This is a genomic window from Terrisporobacter petrolearius (assembly GCF_020748185.1).
Taxonomy (GTDB): Bacteria; Bacillota; Clostridia; order Peptostreptococcales; family Peptostreptococcaceae; genus Terrisporobacter; species Terrisporobacter petrolearius.
Genome location: NZ_JAHZMO010000003.1, coordinates 150,347 through 173,622, shown reverse-complemented (window position 1 = coordinate 173,622; position 23,276 = coordinate 150,347). Strand labels below are relative to the sequence as shown.

General features: G+C 30.9%; 24 protein-coding genes. 23 read left to right on the top strand and 1 reads right to left on the bottom strand.

Features of this window, described 5'->3' with window-relative positions; all coding sequences use genetic code 11:
* The first annotated feature begins 9 nt into the window (after window positions 1–9).
* The 18 genes from K0040_RS03390 (at window position 10) to mgsA (ending at window position 16,910) form a co-directional block, all read left to right on the top strand.
* Window positions 10–924 carry a hypothetical protein gene (locus tag K0040_RS03390; RefSeq protein ID WP_228107543.1) on the top strand — a complete coding sequence of 305 codons (915 nt, stop codon included), beginning with the start codon at window positions 10–12 and terminating at the stop codon, window positions 922–924.
* Between the two features lie 238 nt (window positions 925–1,162).
* A complete protein-coding gene (gene rsxC / locus K0040_RS03385) occupies window positions 1,163–2,503 on the top strand; it encodes an electron transport complex subunit RsxC (protein ID WP_228107542.1) in 1,341 nt (446 codons plus the stop codon).
* An 18-nt stretch (window positions 2,504–2,521) separates the two neighbouring features.
* Window positions 2,522–3,508 carry an RnfABCDGE type electron transport complex subunit D gene (locus tag K0040_RS03380; RefSeq protein ID WP_228107541.1) on the top strand — a complete coding sequence of 329 codons (987 nt, stop codon included), beginning with the start codon at window positions 2,522–2,524 and terminating at the stop codon, window positions 3,506–3,508.
* Window positions 3,501–4,067, top strand: a complete 567-nt coding sequence (locus K0040_RS03375) for an RnfABCDGE type electron transport complex subunit G (protein WP_228107540.1) — start codon at window positions 3,501–3,503, stop codon at window positions 4,065–4,067. Before K0040_RS03380 ends, K0040_RS03375 begins: the two co-directional genes overlap by 8 nt.
* An 18-nt stretch (window positions 4,068–4,085) precedes the next feature.
* Window positions 4,086–4,679 carry an electron transport complex subunit RsxE gene (gene rsxE / locus K0040_RS03370; RefSeq protein WP_228107539.1) on the top strand — a complete coding sequence of 198 codons (594 nt, stop codon included), beginning with the start codon at window positions 4,086–4,088 and terminating at the stop codon, window positions 4,677–4,679.
* A gap of 16 nt (window positions 4,680–4,695) precedes the next feature.
* Window positions 4,696–5,274 (top strand): electron transport complex subunit RsxA, encoded by a 579-nt coding sequence (rsxA, locus tag K0040_RS03365; protein WP_228107538.1) that lies wholly within the window; start codon window positions 4,696–4,698, stop codon window positions 5,272–5,274.
* 16 nt (window positions 5,275–5,290) lie between these two features.
* Window positions 5,291–6,289 carry an RnfABCDGE type electron transport complex subunit B gene (locus K0040_RS03360; protein WP_228107537.1) on the top strand — a complete coding sequence of 333 codons (999 nt, stop codon included), beginning with the start codon at window positions 5,291–5,293 and terminating at the stop codon, window positions 6,287–6,289.
* A 242-nt stretch (window positions 6,290–6,531) separates the two neighbouring features.
* Window positions 6,532–7,116 carry a Maf family protein gene (locus tag K0040_RS03355; RefSeq protein WP_228107536.1) on the top strand — a complete coding sequence of 195 codons (585 nt, stop codon included), beginning with the start codon at window positions 6,532–6,534 and terminating at the stop codon, window positions 7,114–7,116.
* A 29-nt stretch (window positions 7,117–7,145) separates the two neighbouring features.
* Window positions 7,146–7,817, top strand: coding sequence for a RadC family protein (gene radC, locus K0040_RS03350; protein ID WP_228107535.1), 672 nt, complete (start codon window positions 7,146–7,148; stop codon window positions 7,815–7,817).
* 30 nt (window positions 7,818–7,847) lie between these two features.
* Window positions 7,848–8,915, top strand: a complete 1,068-nt coding sequence (locus K0040_RS03345) for a rod shape-determining protein (protein ID WP_272491577.1) — start codon at window positions 7,848–7,850, stop codon at window positions 8,913–8,915.
* Between the two features lie 8 nt (window positions 8,916–8,923).
* Complete coding sequence (gene mreC / locus K0040_RS03340; RefSeq protein WP_228107534.1) at window positions 8,924–9,820, top strand: rod shape-determining protein MreC; 897 nt, start codon at window positions 8,924–8,926, stop codon at window positions 9,818–9,820.
* A gap of 15 nt (window positions 9,821–9,835) precedes the next feature.
* A complete protein-coding gene (gene mreD / locus K0040_RS03335) occupies window positions 9,836–10,324 on the top strand; it encodes a rod shape-determining protein MreD (protein WP_074914748.1) in 489 nt (162 codons plus the stop codon).
* Window positions 10,325–10,335: 11 nt separating this feature from the next.
* Window positions 10,336–13,380 (top strand): penicillin-binding transpeptidase domain-containing protein, encoded by a 3,045-nt coding sequence (locus K0040_RS03330; RefSeq protein WP_228107533.1) that lies wholly within the window; start codon window positions 10,336–10,338, stop codon window positions 13,378–13,380.
* A 61-nt stretch (window positions 13,381–13,441) separates the two neighbouring features.
* Entirely contained in the window at window positions 13,442–14,149 is a 708-nt protein-coding gene (locus K0040_RS03325) for a septum site-determining protein MinC (RefSeq protein WP_228107532.1), read from the top strand.
* A 4-nt stretch (window positions 14,150–14,153) separates the two neighbouring features.
* Complete coding sequence (gene minD, locus K0040_RS03320) at window positions 14,154–14,951, top strand: septum site-determining protein MinD (protein ID WP_228107531.1); 798 nt, start codon at window positions 14,154–14,156, stop codon at window positions 14,949–14,951.
* A 15-nt stretch (window positions 14,952–14,966) separates the two neighbouring features.
* Window positions 14,967–15,251, top strand: a complete 285-nt coding sequence (gene minE / locus K0040_RS03315) for a cell division topological specificity factor MinE (RefSeq protein ID WP_018591537.1) — start codon at window positions 14,967–14,969, stop codon at window positions 15,249–15,251.
* 97 nt (window positions 15,252–15,348) lie between these two features.
* The gene (rodA, locus tag K0040_RS03310) at window positions 15,349–16,467 is read left to right on the top strand and encodes a rod shape-determining protein RodA (RefSeq protein WP_228107530.1); all 1,119 of its coding nucleotides are present in this window, start codon (window positions 15,349–15,351) and stop codon (window positions 16,465–16,467) included.
* A 29-nt stretch (window positions 16,468–16,496) separates the two neighbouring features.
* A complete protein-coding gene (mgsA, locus tag K0040_RS03305) occupies window positions 16,497–16,910 on the top strand; it encodes a methylglyoxal synthase (protein WP_074918960.1) in 414 nt (137 codons plus the stop codon).
* 55 nt (window positions 16,911–16,965) lie between these two features.
* Here the strand turns inward: mgsA and K0040_RS03300 are convergent, their stop codons facing one another.
* Complete coding sequence (locus K0040_RS03300; RefSeq protein ID WP_228107529.1) at window positions 16,966–18,159, bottom strand: FprA family A-type flavoprotein; 1,194 nt, start codon at window positions 18,157–18,159, stop codon at window positions 16,966–16,968.
* A gap of 375 nt (window positions 18,160–18,534) precedes the next feature.
* Between K0040_RS03300 and K0040_RS03295 the strand changes: the two genes are divergently transcribed.
* The 5 genes from K0040_RS03295 to K0040_RS03275 all read left to right on the top strand — a co-directional run bounded on the left by K0040_RS03295 (window position 18,535) and on the right by K0040_RS03275 (window position 23,264).
* A complete protein-coding gene (locus K0040_RS03295; protein ID WP_228107528.1) occupies window positions 18,535–20,379 on the top strand; it encodes a TIGR03960 family B12-binding radical SAM protein in 1,845 nt (614 codons plus the stop codon).
* Between the two features lie 2 nt (window positions 20,380–20,381).
* Entirely contained in the window at window positions 20,382–21,080 is a 699-nt protein-coding gene (locus K0040_RS03290) for a TIGR03936 family radical SAM-associated protein (RefSeq protein WP_074914761.1), read from the top strand.
* A gap of 11 nt (window positions 21,081–21,091) precedes the next feature.
* A complete protein-coding gene (locus tag K0040_RS03285; RefSeq protein ID WP_228107527.1) occupies window positions 21,092–22,495 on the top strand; it encodes an Rne/Rng family ribonuclease in 1,404 nt (467 codons plus the stop codon).
* Between the two features lie 118 nt (window positions 22,496–22,613).
* Window positions 22,614–22,928, top strand: a complete 315-nt coding sequence (rplU, locus tag K0040_RS03280; protein ID WP_074914765.1) for a 50S ribosomal protein L21 — start codon at window positions 22,614–22,616, stop codon at window positions 22,926–22,928.
* Between the two features lie 15 nt (window positions 22,929–22,943).
* A complete protein-coding gene (locus K0040_RS03275) occupies window positions 22,944–23,264 on the top strand; it encodes a ribosomal-processing cysteine protease Prp (protein WP_018591529.1) in 321 nt (106 codons plus the stop codon).
* The last annotated feature ends 12 nt before the right edge of the window (window positions 23,265–23,276 follow it).

The following is a 23,276-nucleotide window of genomic DNA, read 5'->3' as shown; positions in this document are numbered from 1 at the left end:
GGACGACTTATGAGCAAAAGAAAATTCTACAAAAATTTCAATAAGAGAAAAAGATTTAATGGAACGAGGGTAGTAACTGTTACCCTATGTTTATGTATTGTTGGCACTTATGCATACATAAACTTGAAGGATAAAGATTTTATGGACAAGTTAGGAAAGGTGAACGTAGTAAGTGCAATAAAAAATGCTTCAATATGGGATGGGTTTAAAAACTTATTTGATAAAAGCAAGGTTATAACTTCATCCACAATTGAGTCTCAGTTAAATGAAGTAGAAAAAGGAGATAAAGAGGAAGCACAAGAAAATTCTCAGGTAGCAAGCGTAAATGAGATGGTAGTATATACCATACAGGTAGCATCTTTAGAAGATAAAAAAGATTTGAAAAAAATAGAAGAAGTTATGAATCAATATAAAATTCCATCATCAAGTATGACAATAGATAAGTCTGAAAAAATTCAAGTGTATTCTTCTTTTGATGAAACAAAGGTGAGAAACAACTTAGAAAAGACAAAAACATACTTTTCTGACTCTTTTTTAACAAAAATAGAAGTACCTATGTTATCTTTAGAATATACAGATGACTATTCATATATGAAAGATATAGCAACTGGTTTAAATGATTTGATTGAAAATTATCAAAAAGAAGGTCAATATTGGGATAAAAATAAAAATGATTTATCTTCTTACAATGAAATTTTAACAAATCGAAAGACGATACTAGAAAATTTGAAAAAAAATACACAAAAAATTGATTATTCAAAAATGGATAAATTTAAAAATAATTTAATTTCTTACATAGATAACACACAAAATTATATTTTAACTTCATCAAAAAATGCAAGTGAAAATAAAGGTTACGTGAGTCAAGGTTTGTTGTTATCTTCTATACAACAGTATTACTTATTTGTACAATCAATGAAATAGTTAACGTAAAAAAAGGTTGTTGTATCAACCTTTTTTTATGTAATAAAAATGAAACATGACAAAATGGAATGATTTGTAAATTCTTAATTTTTTAAATTGATATATTAGTAACGGTTTAAAATGATTATCAGAATTAGTAAATTGGGATATTTTTTTAACAATTATTAACTTTTAAAAAATTTATAGTATACTATAGTTAATAGCATAAAAGTTAAAAACAGTTTGGGGAGGTAGTAAAATGAAGCTCTTAACATTTAAAGGAGGAATACATCCTTCATATAATAAAGAGTATACAAATCAAATCGCTTTAAAAAAAGCAGAGGCTCCAAAAGTAGTCTATATACCTCTACAACAACATATAGGTGCACCAGCAAAACCTATAGTTGAAGTAGGAGAAGAGGTAAAAAAAGGACAAAAGATTGGTGAACCTCAAGGGTTTGTATCAACTTATATTCATTCATCTGTTTCAGGAAAAGTTATTGGTATAGAAGAACATGAAATTCCAGGAGGAAAAGGAATTTGTGTTGTAATCGAAAATGACTTTAAAGAAGAATTGGATGAAAGTATAGGGCCAAAAGGTGATCTAGAAACATTAGACTCAAAGGATATAATCAAGTATGTCCAAGAAGCAGGTATAGTTGGAATGGGTGGAGCGACATTCCCAACTCATGTTAAGCTTTCACCACCACCAGATGCAAATATTGATGTTGTTATTTTAAATGGGGCAGAATGTGAACCATATCTTACAGCTGACCATAGACTTATGGTAGAAAATCCTGAAGACGTAGTCTTTGGTATTAGAGTAATAATGAAGGCTCTAAACGTTAAAAAAGGATATATAGGTATTGAAGTTAACAAGCCAGACGCTATAGAAGCCATAACAAATGCTGCAAAAGGATTTAACGATGTGGAAGTAGTTGGTCTAGAAGTTAAATATCCACAAGGAGCAGAAAAACAATTAATATATGCTTGTACAGGAAGAGAAGTTCCATCAGGAGCATTACCATCAGCGGCAGGAGCTGTGGTTGATAACGTTGGAACGGCTGCTCAAATAGCCAAAACTATTAAAACTGGATTACCATTAATCGAGAGAATTACAACAGTAACAGGAAGCTGTATAAAAGAACCTGCAAACTTAGTAACAAAAGTAGGTACAGTAGTTTCTGAAATAATTGATCAATGTGGCGGATTTAAAGAAGATGTAAAAGTAGGTAAGTTTATAATGGGTGGACCTATGATGGGTATGACTCAGTATACAACAAATGTAGTTACTAACAAAGGTTCTTCTGGTATTTTATGTATATCAGCAGAAGAAGCTAAAATAGATGAACCAAGTAACTGTTTAAGATGTGGTAGATGTACAGACGTATGTCCAGCATTTTTACAACCTTTATATATAAGTGCGAATTCTTTAAAAGGCGACTTTGAGAGAGCAGCAGAACATAGAGCTCTTGATTGTATAGAATGTGGATCTTGCTCATTTATATGTCCAGCAAGAAGACCGTTAGTAGAATCAATAAGAAATGCTAAAAGACAAATTCAAGCTATGAGAAGAAAACAACAAGCGGCTAACAAATAGTAGTTAGGGGGAAAAAATATGGAAAATAAGTTTATTGTATCATCATCACCTCATATTAGAAGCAATGAAGATACGTCTTATATAATGAAACAAGTAGTACTTGCCCTTGTACCAGCAGCACTTGCTGCAGTGTATTTTTTTAGAGCTAGTGCTTTATTCGTAATGTTCTTTTGTATACTGGGTACAGTTGGCTCAGAATTTTTATATCAAAAGATAACTAAACAAAAAAGTACTGTGGGAGATTTATCTGCAGTAGTAACAGGATTATTACTTGCATTTAATATGCCAGCATCACTTCCGTGGTGGATGTGTATACTAGGTGGAGTATTTGCAATTATAGTTGTAAAAATGGTATTTGGCGGAATTGGGAATAACTTTGTTAACCCAGCTCTTGCAGGTAGAGCTTTTTTACTAGCATCATTTCCAGTAGCAATGACTGCTTGGACTAAAACTGGTGTAAACTGGGTAAGTACAGGAAGTTTAGATGCAGTATCAACTGCTACTCCGCTTAGTTTCTTAAAAGCTGGTGCAGCTGGTCTTGAACCATTAAAAGAAAGTGGAGTATCACTTTTAGATATGGCTTTAGGTAATATAGGTGGATCTATAGGTGAAACATGTGCAATATTAATACTTCTAGGTGGAGTTTATTTAATTTATAAGGGAATCATTTCTTATATAATGCCAGTATGCTATTTAGGTACAATATTTATATTAAGTTTCTTATTAGGTGGATTTAGTTTTGAATTCGCAATGTTCCAAATCTTAGCAGGTGGTGTTATGTTAGGTGCATTCTTCATGTTAACTGACTATACAACGTCTCCTATGACGAAAAAAGGACAAATTATTTATGCTGTTTTAGCTGGTGTCATTGCAACGGTAATAAGATTATATGGTGGTTATCCAGAAGGATGTTCATATTCAATATTATTAGCAAACGTTGCTACACCATTAATAGATAAATATGTTAATAACAGAGTATTTGGGGAGGTGGCTAAGAGTGAATAGTATATTAAAATTAGGATTAAATTTATTTATTATTTGTGCCATTGCTGCAGGACTTTTAGCTGGAACAAACCAAATAACTGCACCAATAATAGAACAAAGGAATGAACAAGCTAATAACGAAGCAAGACAAACTGTATTACCAGGTATAAGTGATTTTAAAGCTTTAGATAAATCAAAATATAAAAGTAATGGTAGTGTAGAGATTGTAGAGGTTTTTGAAGGTTTAAAAGGATCTGATGTGGCAGGTTATACTATAAAAGCTCTTCCAAGCGGTTATGGTGGAAGTATAGAAATTATGGTAGGTATAAAATCTGATGGTACTATATCAGGTATTAATATAGGCAATATGACTGAAACACCAGGACTTGGTGCTAAGGCAAAAGAGGAAGCTTTTTACGGACAATATGCAGGAAAACCAGCAACAGAACTTAGTGTTATAAAAAGTGGGACTCCAGGAGAGACAGAAATACAAGCAATATCAGGAGCTACTATTACATCTACAGCTGTAACAACAGGCGTTAATGCAGCAGTAGAAGTATATGAGAGCATTAATAAATAGGATAGGGGGATTAACAATATGAGTCTAGGAAAAATATTTAAAAATGGTATTATAGACGAGAACCCAACCTTTGTTCAAGTTATAGGTATGTGTCCAACTCTAGCTGTAACAAGTTCTGCCATAAATGGTATGGGTATGGGTCTTTCAACGGCTATAGTTTTGGCGTGTTCAAATATAGCTATATCACTACTTAGAAAAGTAATACCAGATAAAATAAGAATACCAGCATTTGTAGTTGTAATAGCAACATTCGTTACAATAGTACAAATGGTTTTAAAAGCATTTGTGCCTTCGTTAGATAAGGCTCTTGGATTATATATTCCATTAATAGTTGTTAACTGTTTAATACTTGCTCGTGCAGAAGCATATGCATCAAAAAATGGGCCAGTAGAATCAGCAGTTGATGGAATAGCAATGGGTCTTGGATTTACTTTGGCTCTTACAATATTAGGAGCAGTTAGAGAAATATTAGGAGCAGGAACAATATTTGGCTTTGCTATATTAGGAGCTTCTTATGAGCCAGCTTTATTATTTATACTACCTCCAGGTGCATTCTTAACTTTAGGATTTTTAATGGCACTATTTAATAAAGTAGTAAAGAAAAAAGCGTAATTAAGGGGGAAGTCATATGAATTATATATTATTATTTCTAAGTATTGTACTTGTTAATAATGTTATAACATCACAATTCTTAGGTATATGTCCATTTTTAGGTGTTTCTAAAAAAGTTGATACAGCTGTAGGGATGGGGGTAGCAGTTACCTTTGTTCTAGCATTAGCATCTGTAATAACTTTCTTTATACAAAAATTGTTAAATTTAACAGGTACTTCAGGATATTTACAAACAATAGCGTTTATACTAGTAATAGCATCAATAGTTCAATTTGTTGAAATGTTTATAAAAAAATCAAGTCCTTCATTATATCAAGCATTAGGTGTGTATTTACCACTTATAACAACAAACTGTGCTGTGCTAGGTATAGCATTAGTTAACGTACAAAACAACTACAATATAGTTGAAACGTTAATAAATGGTGCAGGTGCAGGTGTTGGTTTTACACTTGCAATAGTGTTGTTTGCAGGAATTAGAGAAAGACTAGAATTAGCAGATATACCAGAATCATTCCAGGGATATCCAATAGCGTTGATATCAGCAGCGTTAATGTCAATAGCTTTCTTAGGATTTACAGGATTAATTAAACTATAAAACAGGGGGTGATTTTGTGAGCATAATTAAAGCAATAATAATTTTAGGTGGATTAGGATTAATATTCGGAGCAATACTAGCTTATGCATCTAAAAAATTTGCCGTTGAAGTAGATGAAAAAGAAGAAGAAATACTTGCAGTACTTCCAGGAGCAAACTGTGGTGGTTGTGGATTCCCAGGATGTGGAGGATTAGCTGCTGCAATAGCTAAAGGAGATGCACCAGTTAATGGATGTCCAGTTGGTGGAGCAGCAGTTGCTGCCAAAGTTGGAGAAATAATGGGTGTAGCAGTAGGTAGTTCAGAGAAAATAGTAGCAGCAGTAAAATGTAGTGGTACTTGTGACAAAGCAAAAGATAAATATGAACATCAAGGATTAAAAGATTGTAGAGCAGCAGCAGCTTTAATAGGTGGTTCAAAAGCTTGTAGTGCAGGGTGTTTAGGATTTGGAACTTGTGTCTCTGTATGTAAATTTGATGCTATTAAAATAGAAAATGGCGTAGCAGTAGTAGACGAAGAAAAATGTGTAAACTGTGGTAAATGTATGGAAGCATGTCCAAAGGCGTTAATAGTAGAAAAACCAGCTAGTAAAGAAGTATTTGTAAAATGTAATAGCCATGAATTTGGTAAAGCAGTAAAAGTAAAATGTTCAGCTGGATGTATCGGATGTGGAGCTTGTGCTAAAGTTTGCCCAGTTGAAGCTATAACTATAGATAACAAGCTTGCAGTAATAGACCAAGAAAAATGTATAGGATGTAAAGTCTGTGTAGCCAAATGTCCAACAAAAGTTATATCAGGAGATATAAGTGACAGAAGAAAAGTTGCTATAGACGAAGAAAAATGTATAGGATGTACTGCTTGTGCTAGAGCATGTAAATTTGGTGCAATAGAAGGTGAAAAGAAACAACCACACAAAATTGACCAAGATAAATGTAAAGGGTGCCATTTATGTTTACCAAAATGTAAAAAGGGTGCTATGAGTTTAGTTGATGAAGAGATTAAAGCAACTAACCAATAAAACATGTTATAAAATAAATGTAAAAATATTTTAAATATGGTTAAAATAAAGGTATGGAAATAATCCATACCTTTATTTTTTTTGTTAAAAATCAAACTATATAAGCTTTCTAATTATTTAGAAGAAAAAATTATAAATATAACAATTATGTAATCAAAAGACTCGACATTAACATTGAAATTTTTACAATATAATGATAAACTTAATTAGTACAAAATAATAGTACAAGGTGAGGTGAGAGAATGGATATAATCTTAGCATCGAAATCACCTAGAAGAAGAGAAATCTTAGAAAATACTAAGGTGAGATTTTCCGTAAAAGAAAGTCAAGTTTATGAAGTTATCAAAGCAGATGAATCACCAAAAGAAACAGTAATGAGGCTTGCATATGAAAAGGCATTAGATGTGGCAAATAACAATGAAGAATCGCTAGTAATTGGTGCAGACACAATTGTTGTGATAAACAACCAAATTTTAGGGAAACCTAAAAATGAAGAAGAAGCATACGACATGATTAAGTTATTGTCAGGGAAAACTCATTATGTAATTACTGGTTTCGCTTTGATAAATTTAAGTTTGAACAAAAAAGTTATTGATTGTGAGGTTAGTCAAGTAACTTTTAAAGAATTATCCGAAGAATGTATAAAAGATTATTTGAATACAAAAGAGTCTTTAGATAAAGCTGGAGCTTATGGAATACAAGGGTATGGAGGATTATTAGTTAATAATATTCAAGGCGACTATTTTAATATAGTAGGTCTTCCTATATCAAAAATAAGTGACTGCTTGAAGGATCACTTTAAAATAAATCTTTTTTACGGAGGTTGATTCAACTGAAAAAGTCTTCTAATTCATTAATGACAATTAGAGAGATGACATTAGAAGAAAGACCAAGAGAAAAAATGATTCTAAATGGCGCAAATAGTTTATCTGATGCAGAGTTATTAGCCATACTTATAAGAACTGGGACTAAAGAATCAAATGCAATTCAACTAGGCCAAGCTATTATAGACAAAGCTGATAATATCAGATACTTACAAGACTTAACTTTTGAAGAGCTAAAAAGCATTCATGGTATAGGAAAAACTAAAGCACTTCAAATTAAGGCAGCCCTAGAATTAGCTAGTAGGATAGCATCATATAAGCCTGCGAAATATAAAGTCAAAAACCCTTGGGACATATATAAATACTATATGGAGAGTTTAAGATATCAATATAAAGAAATTTTTAAGGTAGTTCTTTTAAATACTAAAAATGAAATAATAACTGATGTGGACATTTCTGTGGGAACTCTAAATTCATCCCTTGTTCATCCTAGAGAAGTTTTTAGAGAGGCAATAAGAAGAAGTAGTAATAAGATTATTTTATTACATAACCATCCATCTGGAAACTGTGAGCCTTCAAAAGAAGACAAAAACGTAACAAGCAGGCTGAGAGATTGTGGTGAAATTGTGGGCATAGAAGTTATAGATCATATCATAATAGGGGACGGAGTTTATTTCAGTTTTAAAGAGAATATGTTGATTTAATAAGAATAAAAGTAAGGAAGGTGCATGAAAATGGCAAAGGAAAAGAAGGAAAAAAAAGGTTATAAATCTTTGTTTGGATTTGGAAAAATGACTAAGGATATGGGTATCGATTTAGGTACTGCAAATACATTAGTTTATATAAAAGGACAAGGAATAGTAGTAAGAGAACCATCAGTTGTTGCTATAAGAGACGATAGCAAGCAAGTTTTAGCAGTTGGTGAAGAAGCAAAAAGAATGATAGGTAGAACACCAGGAAACATAGTAGCTATAAGACCAATGAAAGATGGAGTTATAGCTGATTTTGATGTTACTCAATCAATGTTAAGTTACTTCATACAAAAGGCTGCAGCTAAAAAGGGTGTAGTGTCTCCAAGAATAGCTATATGCGTGCCTTTTGGTGTAACAGAAGTTGAAAAAAGAGCAATAGAAGAAGCTGCAAGACAAGCTGGAGCGAAAGATGCATTCTTAATAGAAGAACCAATGGCAGCTGCAATAGGAGCTGGACTTAGAATAGAAGAACCAGAAGGAAATATGGTAGTAGATATCGGTGGTGGTACTTCTGAAATAGCTATAATATCACTAGGTGGTATAGTTACAGCTAAATCAATAAGACTTGGTGGAGATGAACTAGACGAAGCTATAGTTAGTTATGTAAAAAAAGAATACAGCTTAATGATAGGTGAGAGAACTGCTGAAAATGTAAAGATTACAATAGGTTCAGCTTACAAAGAAGGCGAAGAAGTTGAAATGGAAATAAGAGGTAGAGATTTAATATCAGGACTTCCAAAAACTATGCAAATATCTTCATCAGAAGTAAGAGATGCTTTAAGAGAACCTGTTAATTCTATAGTAGATGGAATCAAATCTACATTAGAAAAAACTCCACCAGAATTAGCTTCAGACATTATGGAAAATGGAATAATGTTAACTGGAGGAGGAGCCCTACTTAAAGGACTTGATAAATTAGTTAAAGAAGAAACTGGAATGCCGGTTAAAATAGCAGAAAATCCACTAGACTGTGTTGCTATAGGTACAGGTAAATCAGTAGAAGATGTAGAAATATTTGAAAAAGTATTAATGATGAACAATAAAAAGTAATGAAGTAGGTGCTGACCTTGAAGTTTGAAAAGAATAATAAAAACAAGAAAAAGGTTAATTTTAAAGTGATAGCAACAGGTGTAGTTGCTATCACTTTAATTGGAATTGTAGCTATGTCTATTGGAAGAACTGGTGGGAGTAACCCTGCAGGCTCAAATGTTGGAATGACTACAATATCTACTATAGGAAGTACGATAAATAGTGGATTTACCTTTGTAAAAAGTGGATTTGAAAATATAATTAATTTTCAAAAAAATGCCAAAAAGGCTGAAAGTTTAGAAAAGGAAAATAACAAATTACAACAAGACGTAATTGATTTACAAAGCAAATTAGATGATGTTCAATCTCTACAGAGTTTAAAAACTGCACTAAATTTTGTAGATGAAAAATATGTAGCGAAAACTTTATCTGCCAGAGTAGTTAGTAAGAATGATGGAAACTGGTATACAAGCTTTGTTGTATCTGCTGGTAGTAAAGATGGTGTAAAAAAAGACAGTTTAGTTATGAATGGTAATGGTTTAGTAGGTATAGTATACGAAGTATCTGAAAACTATTGTAAGGTTATTTCCTTACTAGACACAAAATCATCAGTAAGTTTTAAGTTAGCAAAGAACTCTGAATTTAAGGGTATTATTACATATGGTGAAAGTGTAGACGAAAAAACAGACTATAGAGATAGTGGGTTGCTACAAGGACATATGTTTGATTCTACTTATGATGTATTACCAGGTGACGTAGTTACAACATCAGGCCTTGCACTATTTCCAGAGGGAATTGTAATAGGTAAAGTAGAAAAAGTAATTGAAAATAAAAATAACTCATTGAAATATGTAATAGTAAAGCCAAATGTTGATTTCAAAAATATAGACGATGTAGTAATCGTTGAGCCAAGAAATATAAACTAGAGGGGGGTATCTAAAATGAAAAAAATTTACCTTTCTCTTTTGGGAATAGCTATACTGATATTAGAAAATAGTATAACAAATTATATAAGTATATTTGGAGTAACAATAGATTTTCTTTTGATTTTCCTAACAATTATATCTTTGTATCTAGATGAGCTTGAGATAGGTATAATAGGAGCCATATTAGGTTTATTGAAGGATATAACTGTTGGTGGCATATTTGGATTAAATGGTTTAGTTTATTTTTTGATATGTTATACAATTAGTTACTCAAGAAAAAAAATATACAAAGAAAGTAAAGTTACTATATTTACGCTGATTTTGGCAACGACTATATTTAGTTCTGTGCTTAATATATTAGCATCTATTGTTGTATATAATAGTTTCACTCTTACTAGATTAATAATAAGAGGTATAGTAATATTACCAATTTTAAATAGTATAATAGCCTTAATCTTATATAAGGCTTTTGATAAGTCAATATTAAAACTTAAAGAAGATTAGTTGGTGATTTAATGGATGAAAAGAAAATTAATGAAAGATGTAGGATAATAAAAAATGTATTTCTTTTTGCCTTTGCAGCTATAATAATCAAAATTTTATATATGAATATAATTAAATATGATTATTATACAGATTTAGCCGATAATAAAACATATAAAGAAATTACCGTAAAAGCGGCTAGAGGGGAAATAAGAGATAGATACGGAAGAATATTAGCAGGAAATGAAAATCAGTTTACTGTTCAAGTATCAATAAATGAATTAACAAAAAATGATACAAAGGAAGATAAGTCAGAAGGAAATAATATTTCTTTAAAACTTATCAATTTATTAGAAAAAAATAAAGAAAAGTATACAGATGAGTTTCCAATAATAATAGAAGATGGGAAATATTATTATACTTATGATGAAAATATAAAACAGTATAAGGAAGAAAATAATATTCCACAAGATTTAAATGCTAAGGAAACATTTTATTATCTAGTAGATCAATTAATAGCAGATGGAAAATTAACAGAAGAAAATAGAAACTTAAAGCCATCGGATCTACAGAAAAAAGTGAATGAAGCAGGATATTATCCTCCAATACTTGTATCTGCTTGGATATTTACAGAAGATAGAGAGAAGAATGACTGGCTTGAAGGATACAAAGTAGATAAATGGATGAAAGAAAAGAAAATAGATTCTAGTAAACCTGATGCAGAGGTAGCATTTAAAGCAATTAGAGATTACTACTTAATAGATTCAAGTTTAAGTGATTCAGAGGCTAGAAAAATGCTTATAGTTAGAGATCTTATAAAATCTCAGGGTTATACAAAATATAAACCAGTAACAATAGCAAAAAATATAAGTGAAAATACAATAGCAACAATTGAGGAGATGGCCCTTGAGCTTCCTGGAATATCTGTGTCTAATGAACCAGTTAGGACCTATCCTAACGGAAATTTAGGATCTCATGTTCTTGGATATTTAGGAAAAATACCTTCAACTCAAGAAAAACAGTATCTAGAAAATAAGGAAGAAAAATATTCTAAAGATGACATAGTAGGCCTTGCTGGAGTGGAAAAAACTCAAGAAAGCAAATTACATGGTTCAGATGGATATAAAAAAGTTAAAGTTGATGCTGTTGGAAACATAACAGAAAATCTAGAGGTAACTGAGCCTATCTCAGGAGATACAGTATATCTTACTCTGGATAAAGATTTACAAGAAGTAACAGAAAAAGCTTTAGAAAAGACACTTAAGGCATTACGTGATGGTGGAGTTTATGAAAGTGATTATGGAGATGTAAGTGTTGCAGGAGGCAATCCAAATGCAAAATCAGGTGCTGTTATAGTTACAGATGTAAATACTGGTGAGGTTTTAGCTTCGGCGTCTTATCCATCATATGATCCGAATTTATTTGTATCTGGAATATCTTCAAAGGATTATAATAATTTACAACCTAAAAACACAAATGACTTGCTTGCACCAGCACCACTGTTAAACTTAGTTACTCAGGGGGTGTTCCAACCTGGTTCAACATTTAAAATGATTACAGGAATGGCAGCATTAGAACATGGATTAAACCCAGAATATAGCATAAATGACACAGGTGTTATTTGGATGGGAAAAGGACCATTAAAAAAATCTTATGGTGATGCCATATGGAATAAAAGTAGAGCCAATCATGGGATTGTAAATCTTTATAAAGCCATACAAGAATCTTGTAATATTTATTTCTACACTATAGGTACAGGAGAAAATAGAATTGGTGGAGCTGATCCTAATGCAAAAATAGGTCCACAACAAGTTATGGAATATGCTAAATTATTTGGTTTAGATGATCGCACTGGATTATATGAAGACTTAGGTAGTGAAAGCAAGGGTACAGTACCTAGTGAAGAAGCTAAAATTGAATCTACAAAATCTATGTTAAAAACATATTTAAATAAAGTTATGAAAAATAGTTTTACTGACATAACTAAGGATAAAAATCCTGAAGAATTTGCTGCAAGAATTCAGCAAATAGCAAATTGGTGCGAAGAAAAAACTACACCAAGTAAAGCTGAAGTTCTAAAAAGATTATCAGAACTTAAGGTAAAAGAAGATGATTTAGAACCTTTAGCAGATCAAATAGTATATACTTATCTAAATTTCTCTAAATGGACTGTATCAGATGCATTTAACTTGGCTATTGGACAGGGGGAAAATGCTTATACGCCTGCTCAAGTAGTTAGATATATTTCAGCTATAGCAAATGGAGGGACTTTAAATCAACTATACGTTGTTCAAAAGTCTATATCACCTGACTATAGTAAAGTAGATATAAAAGAACCTGAATCTGAAAAAATAGATTTTAAAGATGATGATAACCTAAAAGATTTAATTATAGGTATGAAAAGAGTTGTTACTGAAGGTACTGCAAATAAAGTGTTAGGAAATCTTGGTGTGCCTATAGCAGCTAAGACTGGTACAGCACAAAAGAGTACAAAAATACCAACAGATAATGAGTATGAATACTTAATGAGTCATTTATCATCATACAATGTAAATAAAGATGAAGTGTTAGATGTATATCATAAGTTAAGAGCAGAAAGAGAAGCAGAATTAACTAAGGCTAGAATTGCTGAAATTAAAGAGCAATTAGGCAGTAAAGATATTGATGATGAAACTAAGGAAGCATTAGAAAAAGAATTAAAAGAAGGTGTTTCTGAGAAATTACCTGAAGATAATGATAGAATAAATGCAGCTTATTTAAGAAGGGCAATAAAAGAGCTTAATCACAAAATTACAGATGAGGATATAGATGCATTTAAAGAAACATATGGAGACTTTGGTTGGGCAGTATCTTACGCTCCAGCAGATGATCCAGAAATAGCAATATGTGTTGTAATACCGCAAGGTAACTCAGGGACTTATGCAACATTGCCTATGAAGGATATTATAGGACATTACATGGGTCTAAGAGGTAAATCTTCTAATGATACAAATAATACAACAGGCAGTAAAGACAAAGAAGACAACAATAATTCAGAAGAAGATAACATAAATTTTTCGACACAATTGAAAAAATAAAAGGTGATTAAGATATTTATGAAGAATATATAAATAAACTAATATCACTCTGGAGGTTGTTATGTCTTTTAGTGAATATTCCACAGAAGAGCTTATAGAGTTTAAAGGAAATAAAAAAGGGCTTATTATTAATATTAAAAAAGTAGCACCCTTTGAACATGTAAAAAAAAGTATAATAGATAGATTGGAAGAAAATGTTGGGTTTTTTAATGGGGCAAAAATTTATCAGATTAATTGTGACTATCTAAATGATATTCACATGATGATGATTAAAGAATCTATTACATCTAAATTTGACATAGAGTTTGTAGAAGAAGAAAAAGAAACTTATATTAACGCTTTCGAAACAAAGTATGTGGATGCTATGAGATCTGGGGAAAATGTAGTCTTTGATGGAGATGTTGTAGTAATGAGTGATATGAACCCTGGTTCACATGTTAGTTCCACTAGAAATGTTGTTATTATGGGTAATATGAATTCTGGAGCTAAAGTAGTTGCTAATGGGAATATTGTAGTAATGGGTGAAGTGCGAGGGTTTGTTCATGCAGGAGCCAAAGGAAATAATTCGGCTTATGTTATAGCAAATAATTTAAATCCTAAAATACTGCAAATAGCAGATAATATTGCAGAGGCGCCAGAGGATGATTATGAGGAATCTAAGAATGATAAAAAAATTATTCCTGGAATAGCCTTTGTGAGTAAAGACAGGATTGTTATTGAAAGCTTTTTACCTAAAACTTTAAAAAACAAGGAAATATATAGGGGGTAGTATAATGAGCGAAGTCATAGTTATAACTTCAGGCAAAGGTGGAGTTGGAAAAACAACAACGGTAGCTAACTTAGGTACAGCACTTAGTTTAGAAAATAAAAGAACTGTTGTAGTAGATGCAGATATAGGGCTTAGAAATTTAGATGTGGTTATGGGTCTAGAAAACAGAATAGTATATGACATGGTAGATGTAGTTGAGGGAACGTGCAAGTTAAAGCAAGCATTGATAAAAGATAAGAGATTCGAAAATCTATACTTATTACCAGCAGCACAAACAAGAGATAAAAATGCAGTATCTGTTGAACAAATGTCTGAGCTTTGTGAAAAATTAAAAGAAAGTTTTGATTATATAATAATAGATTGTCCTGCAGGAATAGAACAAGGATTCAGAAATGCCATAGCAGGAGCAAATAGAGCTATTGTTGTTACAAATCCTGAAGTTTCTGCTGTTAGGGATGCAGACAGAATAATTGGGTTATTAGAAGCTAATGAAATCAGTGACATTAGGCTGATAATTAACAGAATAAGACAAGATATGGTTAAACGTGGGGATATGATGGACAAGCAAGATATAGTTGAAATATTGGCTATAGACTTAATTGGTATAGTACCCGATGATGAAAGTATAATCATATCAACAAACAAAGGGGAACCAGCAATACTTGATACTAAATCAAATGCAGGTAAAGCATATAGAAACATTGCACAAAGAATATTAGGTAATAATGTTCCTATTATGGAAATGGAACAAGAAACTAACTTCTTTGGAAAAATCAAAAAAATGTTTGGCGTAGCTAAATAGAATAGGGGGATATTCATGTTTGATCTTTTTAAGGCTTTTTCAAGCGAAAATAAGACTAGCAAAAATGTAGCAAAAGAAAGGTTAAAATTAGTTCTTGTGCATGACAGGGTAGATTGTTCTCCACAACTTTTAAATATGATTAAAGATGACATATTAAAAGTTATATCTAACTACGCTGATATAGAAGAAGATGGTTTAGAGATAAAAATGTCTAAAACTAGAAGTGATAATGGAGACAGAGCAGTATCTGCCTTAGTTGCAAATATACCACTTAAGAATTTAAAAGACAAAAAAATATAAATTAGTCTTAATAAAAGGGGGATATACATAAGGTATATTCCCTATTTAGTTCATGACATTTTAATATGAATTTCTATACCAGAAAGACGGTGATGAATTGGTTAAGTATAAAAATAGTTTAAAGTTATTGAAACAGTTAGATTGGAAATTAATAGCTACACTTTTAGTAATTTTTACTTTTGGTATTGTTATTCTAAGCAGTGCTACTCATGCAAATCAAACTGGAAATTATTCTAGACTAATAAAGCAAACTGTAGCTTTTGTTTTAGGTCTAGGGGTAATTATGTTCATACTGATTTTTGATTACAACTTTTTAGGACAATATTACAAGGAGTTGTATGTTGCAAGTGTTGTATTATTAGCAATTGTTCTAATACCTGGGATAGGAGCTATTAGAGGAGGAGCTAGATCTACTTTATCCTTTGGTCCTCTTGATTTACAAACAGCAGAAGTAGTTAAATTTACATTTATATTAAGTTATGCAAAGATTGTAGAGATCAAAAAGGGAAAAATGGATAATGCAAAAGACATTGTAAGATTATTAATGTATGCAGCACCTATAATTGGTTTATTAATTGCACAACCAGATTTAGGTACAGCTATAGTATTTTGTTGCATAATTGCAGGAATAATATTTACAGCTGGGATTGACTACAAAATATTAAGAAAAGCAATGATAGTTGGAGTTGTAGCTCTGCCTATTGTATATCTATGTATAGATCCATATCAACAAGACAGAATAACAGGATTTTTACATCCAGAAGACACAAGCATAAAAGGAAACTATCAGGTTATGCAGTCTAATATAGCTATAGGTTCAGGTGGATTCATTGGAAAGGGTCTATTTAAAGGAACACAAAACCAAGAAGACTTCCTACCTATACAAGATAGTGACTTTATATTTGCAGTTGTTGGAGAAGAATTAGGTGTAATAGGGATGGTAGTCTTAATAAGCTTATTTGCTTATTTCTTATATAGAATGTTAAGAATTTCAGCTGAATCCAAGGATGAATACGGTGCATTGATAGCAGTTGGTGTAGCTTCCATGTTTGCATATCAAATTATCCAAAATATCGGTATGACTGTATCCTTAATACCAGTAACAGGTGTAACACTTCCATTCATAAGTTATGGAGGAAGTTCTGTTTTAACATCTATGGCAAGTTTAGGTTTAATATTAAATGTTTGTATGAGAAGAAAAAAAATAAACTTCTAGAGAAAGTAGGGTGCAAGGGAAATATGAAAATGAATATAGCATTAGTAGCACATGATGAGATGAAAAATACTATGGTAGGTTTTTGTATTGCCTATGAAAACATATTAAAAAAATATGGCATTTATGCAACAGGAACTACAGGTAAAAGAATAATGGATGAAACGAACTTAAAAATAAATAGGTTAGCATCTGGACCTCTTGGGGGAGATCAACAAATTGGTTCACTAATTGTTAATCAAGATATTGATTTGGTTATATTTTTGAGAGACCCACTAACTTCTCAGGCTCATGAACCAGATATACAAGCATTGATTAGGCTTTGTGATGTATATTATGTGCCAGTGGCAACAAACTTAGCTAGTGCAGAAATTTTTATTAAAGCATTGGATAGGGGAGAGTTTTCTTTTAGAGAAGTAAGAAAAACTACAAGTCAAAGAGTTTAAAATAAAAGGTTAATGTGAGGAATTAATTTTCAACACATTAACCTTTTTAATTTTTTTATTTAATATAACTAGCAAATTCTATACCGTAATCTAAACATTCTTTGAATGTATCATCACATGGGAAGAATTTCTTTTTAAGAGCTGGTTGAGGAAGTTTAAATGACATAGCTTTGAATATATTCTCTGCCATAGAGATACCTTCACCACTCCAACCATAAGAACCAAATACACCTGCAATTGTTCCTTTATTAGCCATTGGATCTATTGCTGAGAATAAATCCCACATAGGTTTAACCATTGTTCTATTAATTGTTGGAGAACCAACTAAAACTACTTTTGCATTTAATACAGCAGTATGCATTTCTTCTAAAGATAATTTTTCTAAGTCAAATAACTTAACATTAACACCTTGAGATAGAGCACCTTCTTGTATTTTTTTAGCCATTTCAAAAGTATTAGCATAAGCTGATAAGTAGAATATAGCCATTTCACATTGGTTAGTTTCTTCTAAAGCTTCTTTTGACCATTCTACATATCTAGTAACTTGCTCCATTGGTTTTTCAGAAAGAATAGGACCATGAGAAGTTAATATTGTGTCAAAGTCTAATCCTAATTCAACAACTTTGTTTACAGCGTCTAAAACATATTTTGCATAAGGTCTAACTATGCAATCATAATATAATTTTGCTGAATCTAAATATCCTTCACCATGTATAGCTTTTGCATCATAATGAGAATAGTGGCATCCAAAAGCATCACAAGTTAATAAAATTTTGTCTTCAGGAACATAAGTAAACATTGTATCTGCCCAATGTAAGAAAGGAGCTTGAATAAATTCAAGATTTCTTTTACCTATGTTTAATTTGTCACCAGTTTTAATAGTAGTACAATTAAATGGTCTATTAACTTGGTCGCTTAAGTATAATTTAGCTGCATTAGTACATACAACTTCTATGTTAGGATTTATATCCAATATATACTTTAAACAACCAGAGTGGTCTGGCTCAGTGTGGTGAACAACCACACAATCAATATCTTTAATATCTACTACTTCTTGTAAATTACTTAAAAATTCATCTTTAAAACAATCTTTTACAGTATCAAATAAAACAACTTTTTCATCTTTTATTAAGTAAGAATTATAAGTTGTTCCATATTTTGTTTCCATTATAATATCAAATATTTCTAAATCCTTATCTACTACGCCAGTGTAAAATATATCTGGCTTAATTTCAAAAACATTGCTCATTGCAAACCTCCTAAATATAAAAAATCATAGCACAAATTGTATATACCCAATCTGATTCAAAATAAAACTAAAAATATGATTAAGATTATTATCTTAGTTATTTGTTATTTTTACTCAATAAATAAGAAAAAACTAAAATAGTATAAATAATCTTACTAAATAAATTATATTATTATAAAGAACATTTTACAAATTAATATTTATAATAGATAAAGTTGTTGAAAAACAAGTATAATGAATAATAATAACGCGATAATATAAGTAATGAGTTAATATTTGGATTTTTAAAGTAAAAATTTTTGATACCGAATATTTTATAGTGTATAATAAAATTTATGTTAATTACAATTAGTTTATCGGAGGTTTCAATATTAGATGGATAAAGCAGAATTTAGAAAAATTTTAAAAAAAGTAGAAAAACCAGCTAGATATTTAGGAAATGAAATAAATTCTATACATAAAGATACTAGCAAAGAAGGTTTAATAAGATACGCACAGTGTTTCCCAGACTTATACGAAGTAGGAATGAGTCACTTAGGAAGTCAAATCTTATATAGAGTATTAAATAGCGATGAAAATGTTTATTGTGAAAGAGTTTATTCTCCAGCAGTAGATATGGAAGAAATATTAAGAGAAAAGAATATACCTCTATTTGCAATAGAATCAAGACAACCTATAACAAATTTTGACTTTGTTACATTTACCCTTCAATATGAACTTTCTTATACAAATATATTAAACATATTAGACTTAGCTAATATAGAGATATTTGCCAAAGATAGAAAGTTAGATGATCCATTCATAATGGTTGGAGGACCTTGTGCTTACAACTCAGAGCCTTTAGCAGATTTTGTGGACATAGTAATACTTGGAGAAGGCGAAGAGGTTAATTTAGAAGTACTAAATGAGTACAAAGAGTGGAAGAAAAACAAAACAACTAGAGAAGACTTCTTAATGAGAGCATCTAAAATAGAAGGTGTTTACATACCAAGTTTTTATGATGTTACATATAATGAAGATAAAACAGTAAAAGAAACAGTACCAAATAGAGAAGGAGTCCCTACTAATCCAAGAAAAAGAATAATAAAAAACATGGATGAAGTTCCATATCCAGAAGCTTTAATAGTTCCATATATAGAAACTGTTCACGAAAGAGTAGTTTTAGAGCTATTTAGAGGATGTACAAGAGGATGTAGATTCTGTCAAGCTGGTATGATTTATAGACCGATAAGAGAAAAAAGTATAGATACGCTAAAAACATCTTTAGACAAACTAATAAAAAGTACAGGATATGATGAAATATCTCTATCTTCACTTTCAACTAGTGATTATTCTAAACTAAGTGAACTTACAGATGTTTTAATAGATGAATACGCAAGCAAAAACATAGGTATATCATTACCATCACTTAGACTAGATAACTTTACAATGGAAATTGCGGAAAAAATACAACAAGTTAGAAAATCAGGACTTACATTTGCACCAGAAGCAGGAACTCAAAGAATGAGAGATGTTATAAATAAAGGTGTAAGTGAAGAGGATTTAAAAAATGCTACTACAAAAGCTTTTGAAATGGGATGGCATAGTGTAAAACTTTACTTCATGATTGGTCTTCCAACAGAAAGATACGAAGATTTAGATGGAATAAAAGATTTAGCATACAATGTAATAGATACTTATAGAGAAGTACACGGCGGAAAATTATCTAGAAAGTTTGGAGTAACAGTAAGTACATCAACATTTGTACCAAAACCATTTACTCCATTCCAATGGCATCCACAAGATACAGGAGATGTAGTTAGAGAAAAACAACAATACTTAGTTAAAGCTCTAAAAAATAGAGATATAAGATATAACTATCATGATTCAAAAACTAGCTTAATGGAAGCTGTTGTATCTAGAGGAGATAGAAGAATAGGTAAAGTCATTTACGATTCATTTAAAGCTGGAGCTAAATTTGATGGATGGTCAGAATACTTTAACTTAGATATATGGACTGAGGCTATGGAAAAAAACGGACTGGACGTAAGCTGGTATGCTCATAGAGAAAGAAGTTACGATGAAGTATTTGCATGGGACCACATAGATGTAGGTGTATCCAAAAAATTCTTGATGAGAGAAAATGACAAATCAAAAGAAGATGCAGTAACACCAGACTGTAGACATAAATGTAATGGTTGTGGAATAAATATAACGGACTTAGGAAGGGGGCTATGTTAATTATGAGTAAGTTAATTAGAGCTAAATACAAAAAAGAAAATGATATGATATTTATATCTCATCTTGACTTACAAAGACTTTTACAAAGGGCATTTAGAAGAGCAGAAATAAACTTATCTTATTCTCAAGGATTTAACCCTCACCCAAAGATGAGTTATGCTAATGCTTTAGCACTAGGAACAGAAAGTCAAGGAGAGTATGTAGATATAGAAATAGAAGATGATATATCGGTTGAAGACTTTTTACAAAGAATAAATGAAGAATTACCAATAGGTGTGGAGTTTATAAAAGCAGAAGAAATAACTCCACAAACTCCAGCTCTTGCACAAGAAATAGTTTATGGAGAATATTTATTTAATATAGATTTAGAAACTCCTTTAAGCAAAGAGCTTGTAAAAACTAGAGTACTTGAGTTTATAACAAGTAAATCAATAATGATAAGTAAGAAAAATAAAAAAGGTAAAATAGTGGAAGTTGATATAAGACCAATGATTAAAACTTTTGACTTAGTTGCGTTAGATGATAGTAGAGCTACTTTTGAAGCTATTATAGCTACAGGATCTAAAGCTAACTTAAATACTAATATATTTGTACCAATCTTACTTGAAATATTAGGGATACAGATGGATCCAAAAGAAGTTGAAATAATAAGAAGAGACCTTTATAAGATAGTAGATGGAGAATTAGTAACTCCATTATAGTGAGGATAATAATGAAAAAAATAATAATTGAAACTTTAGTATCATCAGAGAAAACTGCCATAGTTGAAGATGATAAACTTGTAGAATTATTAATTGATGAAAATGAAAATAATAAATTAGTATCTAACATATATAGAGGAATAGTCAAAAATGTAAAAGCAGGCCTAGAGGCCTGCTTTGTAGATATAGGCATGGAAAAGCTAGCTTATCTTCCTCTTAAGAAGGATTCAGACATAAAATCTGGAATGGATATTATGGTTCAAATTAATAAAGACGCAGTAGGTACAAAAGGTCCTAAATTAAACTTAGAAGTTAGTTTATCAGGTCGTTACTTAGTTTATATACCAAGCAATGATAGGATAACCATATCTAATAGATTGCAAGATGAACAAGAAAGATTTAGACTTAAAAAAATTATAAAAAAACTTGTTGGAAAAGACTGTGGAATTATAATTAGGACAGAAGCTAATGGATGCAGCGAAGAAGAATTAGAAAAAGATTTTTCTGACTTAAAGGAAAAGTATGATTTAATTTGCAAAGAATTTAAGTTAGGCATAGGGCCTAAGCTTTTATATAAAGATCTAGATGCATCTACAAAATACATAAAAGACAATGTAAATGACCACACTAGCGAAATAGTTGTAAATGATAATAATAAATATGAAGAGATAAAAAGTATTTTAAAAAGTATTAATAAAGATTATATAAACAAACTAAAGATAATTGATAATGTAGATATTTTTGATTTATATAAAGTTCAAAGTCAAGTAGACAAAGCTCTGAATAAAAAAGTATGGCTAAAAAGCGGTGGTTATCTAATTATAGAAAAAACAGAAGCTTTAACTGTTATAGATGTTAATACAGGAAAATTCACTGGAAATTCAAGCAGAGAAGATACAGTATATAAGACTAATGAAGAAGCATGTATAGAAATTGCAAGGCAGTTAAAACTTAGAGATATAGGCGGAATAATCATAGTTGATTTTATAGATATGATTAAAAAGAAAAATAAGGAAAATTTACTAAAAATCTTAAATCATGAGATGCAAAAAGATAAAAGAAAATCTGAAGTATTAGGACTTACAAGACTAGGACTAGTAGAAGTTGCGAGAAGAAGAGAAAAAAAATCAATAAATGAATATTATTTAGAAGAATGTAGTACATGTAATGGAGATTCATCAACAAAATCAATAAACTGTATTATGGATGATTTGGAAAAAGAAATAAATAGAATAAAACATCACACATGCTATAATCATATTATTGTTGAACTTAACTCCACAGCACTTAGTAAAATTAAAGTTAATTACATGGGCCTAATTAATAAAATAAGTAAAAAATATGAAATGAACATTTTGTTAGAAGAAAATAAAGATATATCCTATGAAAAATATAAAATTATTTTTGTAAGCTAGTTGACATTTTGTTCAATAAGTAGTATTATTTATAACTGTAATGCCGCACAGAAAAGGTTCAAACTTTCCTTTGGAAATACCTTGATGGCGAGTTCTTAGACCGAGGAGGTGTATATTAATGTACGCTATAGTTAAAACAGGTGGAAAGCAATACAAAGTTGCTGAAGGTGATGTATTATTCGTTGAAAAGTTAGAAGCGCAAGCTGGTGAAGAAATAACTTTAAACGAAGTATTAGCTTGTACTAATGCAGAAGGAGAACTTAAAGTTGGAGCTCCAGTTGTAGAAGGTGCTTCTGTTACTGCTAAAGTAGTAGAGCAAGGAAAAGCTAAGAAAATAGTAGTTTACAAGTATAAAGCTAAAAAAGACTACAGAAGAAAACAAGGTCATCGTCAACCATACACTAAGATAGTTGTTGAAAAAATAAACGCTTAGTAGTAGGTTAACAAAATGATAAAGATAAAATATCATTATACAGACGAATTTAGACGTAAAGGTTTTACAATAAAAGGACATGCTGATTTTGCTCCAATAGGACAAGATATTGTTTGTTCCGCTGTGACATCTAATGCTATTGGTGTTATCAATTCATTAGATACATTAGCAAAAGTAAAATTCGACTCTGTAATAGGCCAAGAAGGTTTTATTGAATGTCTAGTTCACGAAGAAAGTTTAAATGAAAAAACTGATTTATTACTAGAACATTTTGAGTTAACAATGAAATCAATCCAAAAGGATTATCGAAACAATATAAAAATCTTAAAAAAGTAGGGGGTGACTCCA

Bases quoted from the DNA above. Each gene is read 5' to 3' on its own strand.
- K0040_RS03390 (WP_228107543.1), top strand. From the start codon at position 10: ATGAGCAAAAGAAAATTCTACAAAAATTTCAATAAGAGAAAAAGATTT.
- rsxC (WP_228107542.1), top strand. From the start codon at position 1,163: ATGAAGCTCTTAACATTTAAAGGAGGAATACATCCTTCATATAATAAA.
- K0040_RS03380 (WP_228107541.1), top strand. From the start codon at position 2,522: ATGGAAAATAAGTTTATTGTATCATCATCACCTCATATTAGAAGCAAT.
- rsxE (WP_228107539.1), top strand. From the start codon at position 4,086: ATGAGTCTAGGAAAAATATTTAAAAATGGTATTATAGACGAGAACCCA.
- rsxA (WP_228107538.1), top strand. From the start codon at position 4,696: ATGAATTATATATTATTATTTCTAAGTATTGTACTTGTTAATAATGTT.
- K0040_RS03355 (WP_228107536.1), top strand. From the start codon at position 6,532: ATGGATATAATCTTAGCATCGAAATCACCTAGAAGAAGAGAAATCTTA.
- radC (WP_228107535.1), top strand. From the start codon at position 7,146: ATGACAATTAGAGAGATGACATTAGAAGAAAGACCAAGAGAAAAAATG.
- K0040_RS03345 (WP_272491577.1), top strand. From the start codon at position 7,848: ATGGCAAAGGAAAAGAAGGAAAAAAAAGGTTATAAATCTTTGTTTGGA.
- mreD (WP_074914748.1), top strand. From the start codon at position 9,836: ATGAAAAAAATTTACCTTTCTCTTTTGGGAATAGCTATACTGATATTA.
- K0040_RS03330 (WP_228107533.1), top strand. From the start codon at position 10,336: ATGGATGAAAAGAAAATTAATGAAAGATGTAGGATAATAAAAAATGTA.
- K0040_RS03325 (WP_228107532.1), top strand. From the start codon at position 13,442: ATGTCTTTTAGTGAATATTCCACAGAAGAGCTTATAGAGTTTAAAGGA.
- minD (WP_228107531.1), top strand. From the start codon at position 14,154: ATGAGCGAAGTCATAGTTATAACTTCAGGCAAAGGTGGAGTTGGAAAA.
- minE (WP_018591537.1), top strand. From the start codon at position 14,967: ATGTTTGATCTTTTTAAGGCTTTTTCAAGCGAAAATAAGACTAGCAAA.
- mgsA (WP_074918960.1), top strand. From the start codon at position 16,497: ATGAATATAGCATTAGTAGCACATGATGAGATGAAAAATACTATGGTA.
- K0040_RS03300 (WP_228107529.1), bottom strand. From the start codon at position 18,159: ATGAGCAATGTTTTTGAAATTAAGCCAGATATATTTTACACTGGCGTA.
- K0040_RS03295 (WP_228107528.1), top strand. From the start codon at position 18,535: ATGGATAAAGCAGAATTTAGAAAAATTTTAAAAAAAGTAGAAAAACCA.
- K0040_RS03290 (WP_074914761.1), top strand. From the start codon at position 20,382: ATGAGTAAGTTAATTAGAGCTAAATACAAAAAAGAAAATGATATGATA.
- K0040_RS03285 (WP_228107527.1), top strand. From the start codon at position 21,092: ATGAAAAAAATAATAATTGAAACTTTAGTATCATCAGAGAAAACTGCC.
- rplU (WP_074914765.1), top strand. From the start codon at position 22,614: ATGTACGCTATAGTTAAAACAGGTGGAAAGCAATACAAAGTTGCTGAA.
- K0040_RS03275 (WP_018591529.1), top strand. From the start codon at position 22,944: ATGATAAAGATAAAATATCATTATACAGACGAATTTAGACGTAAAGGT.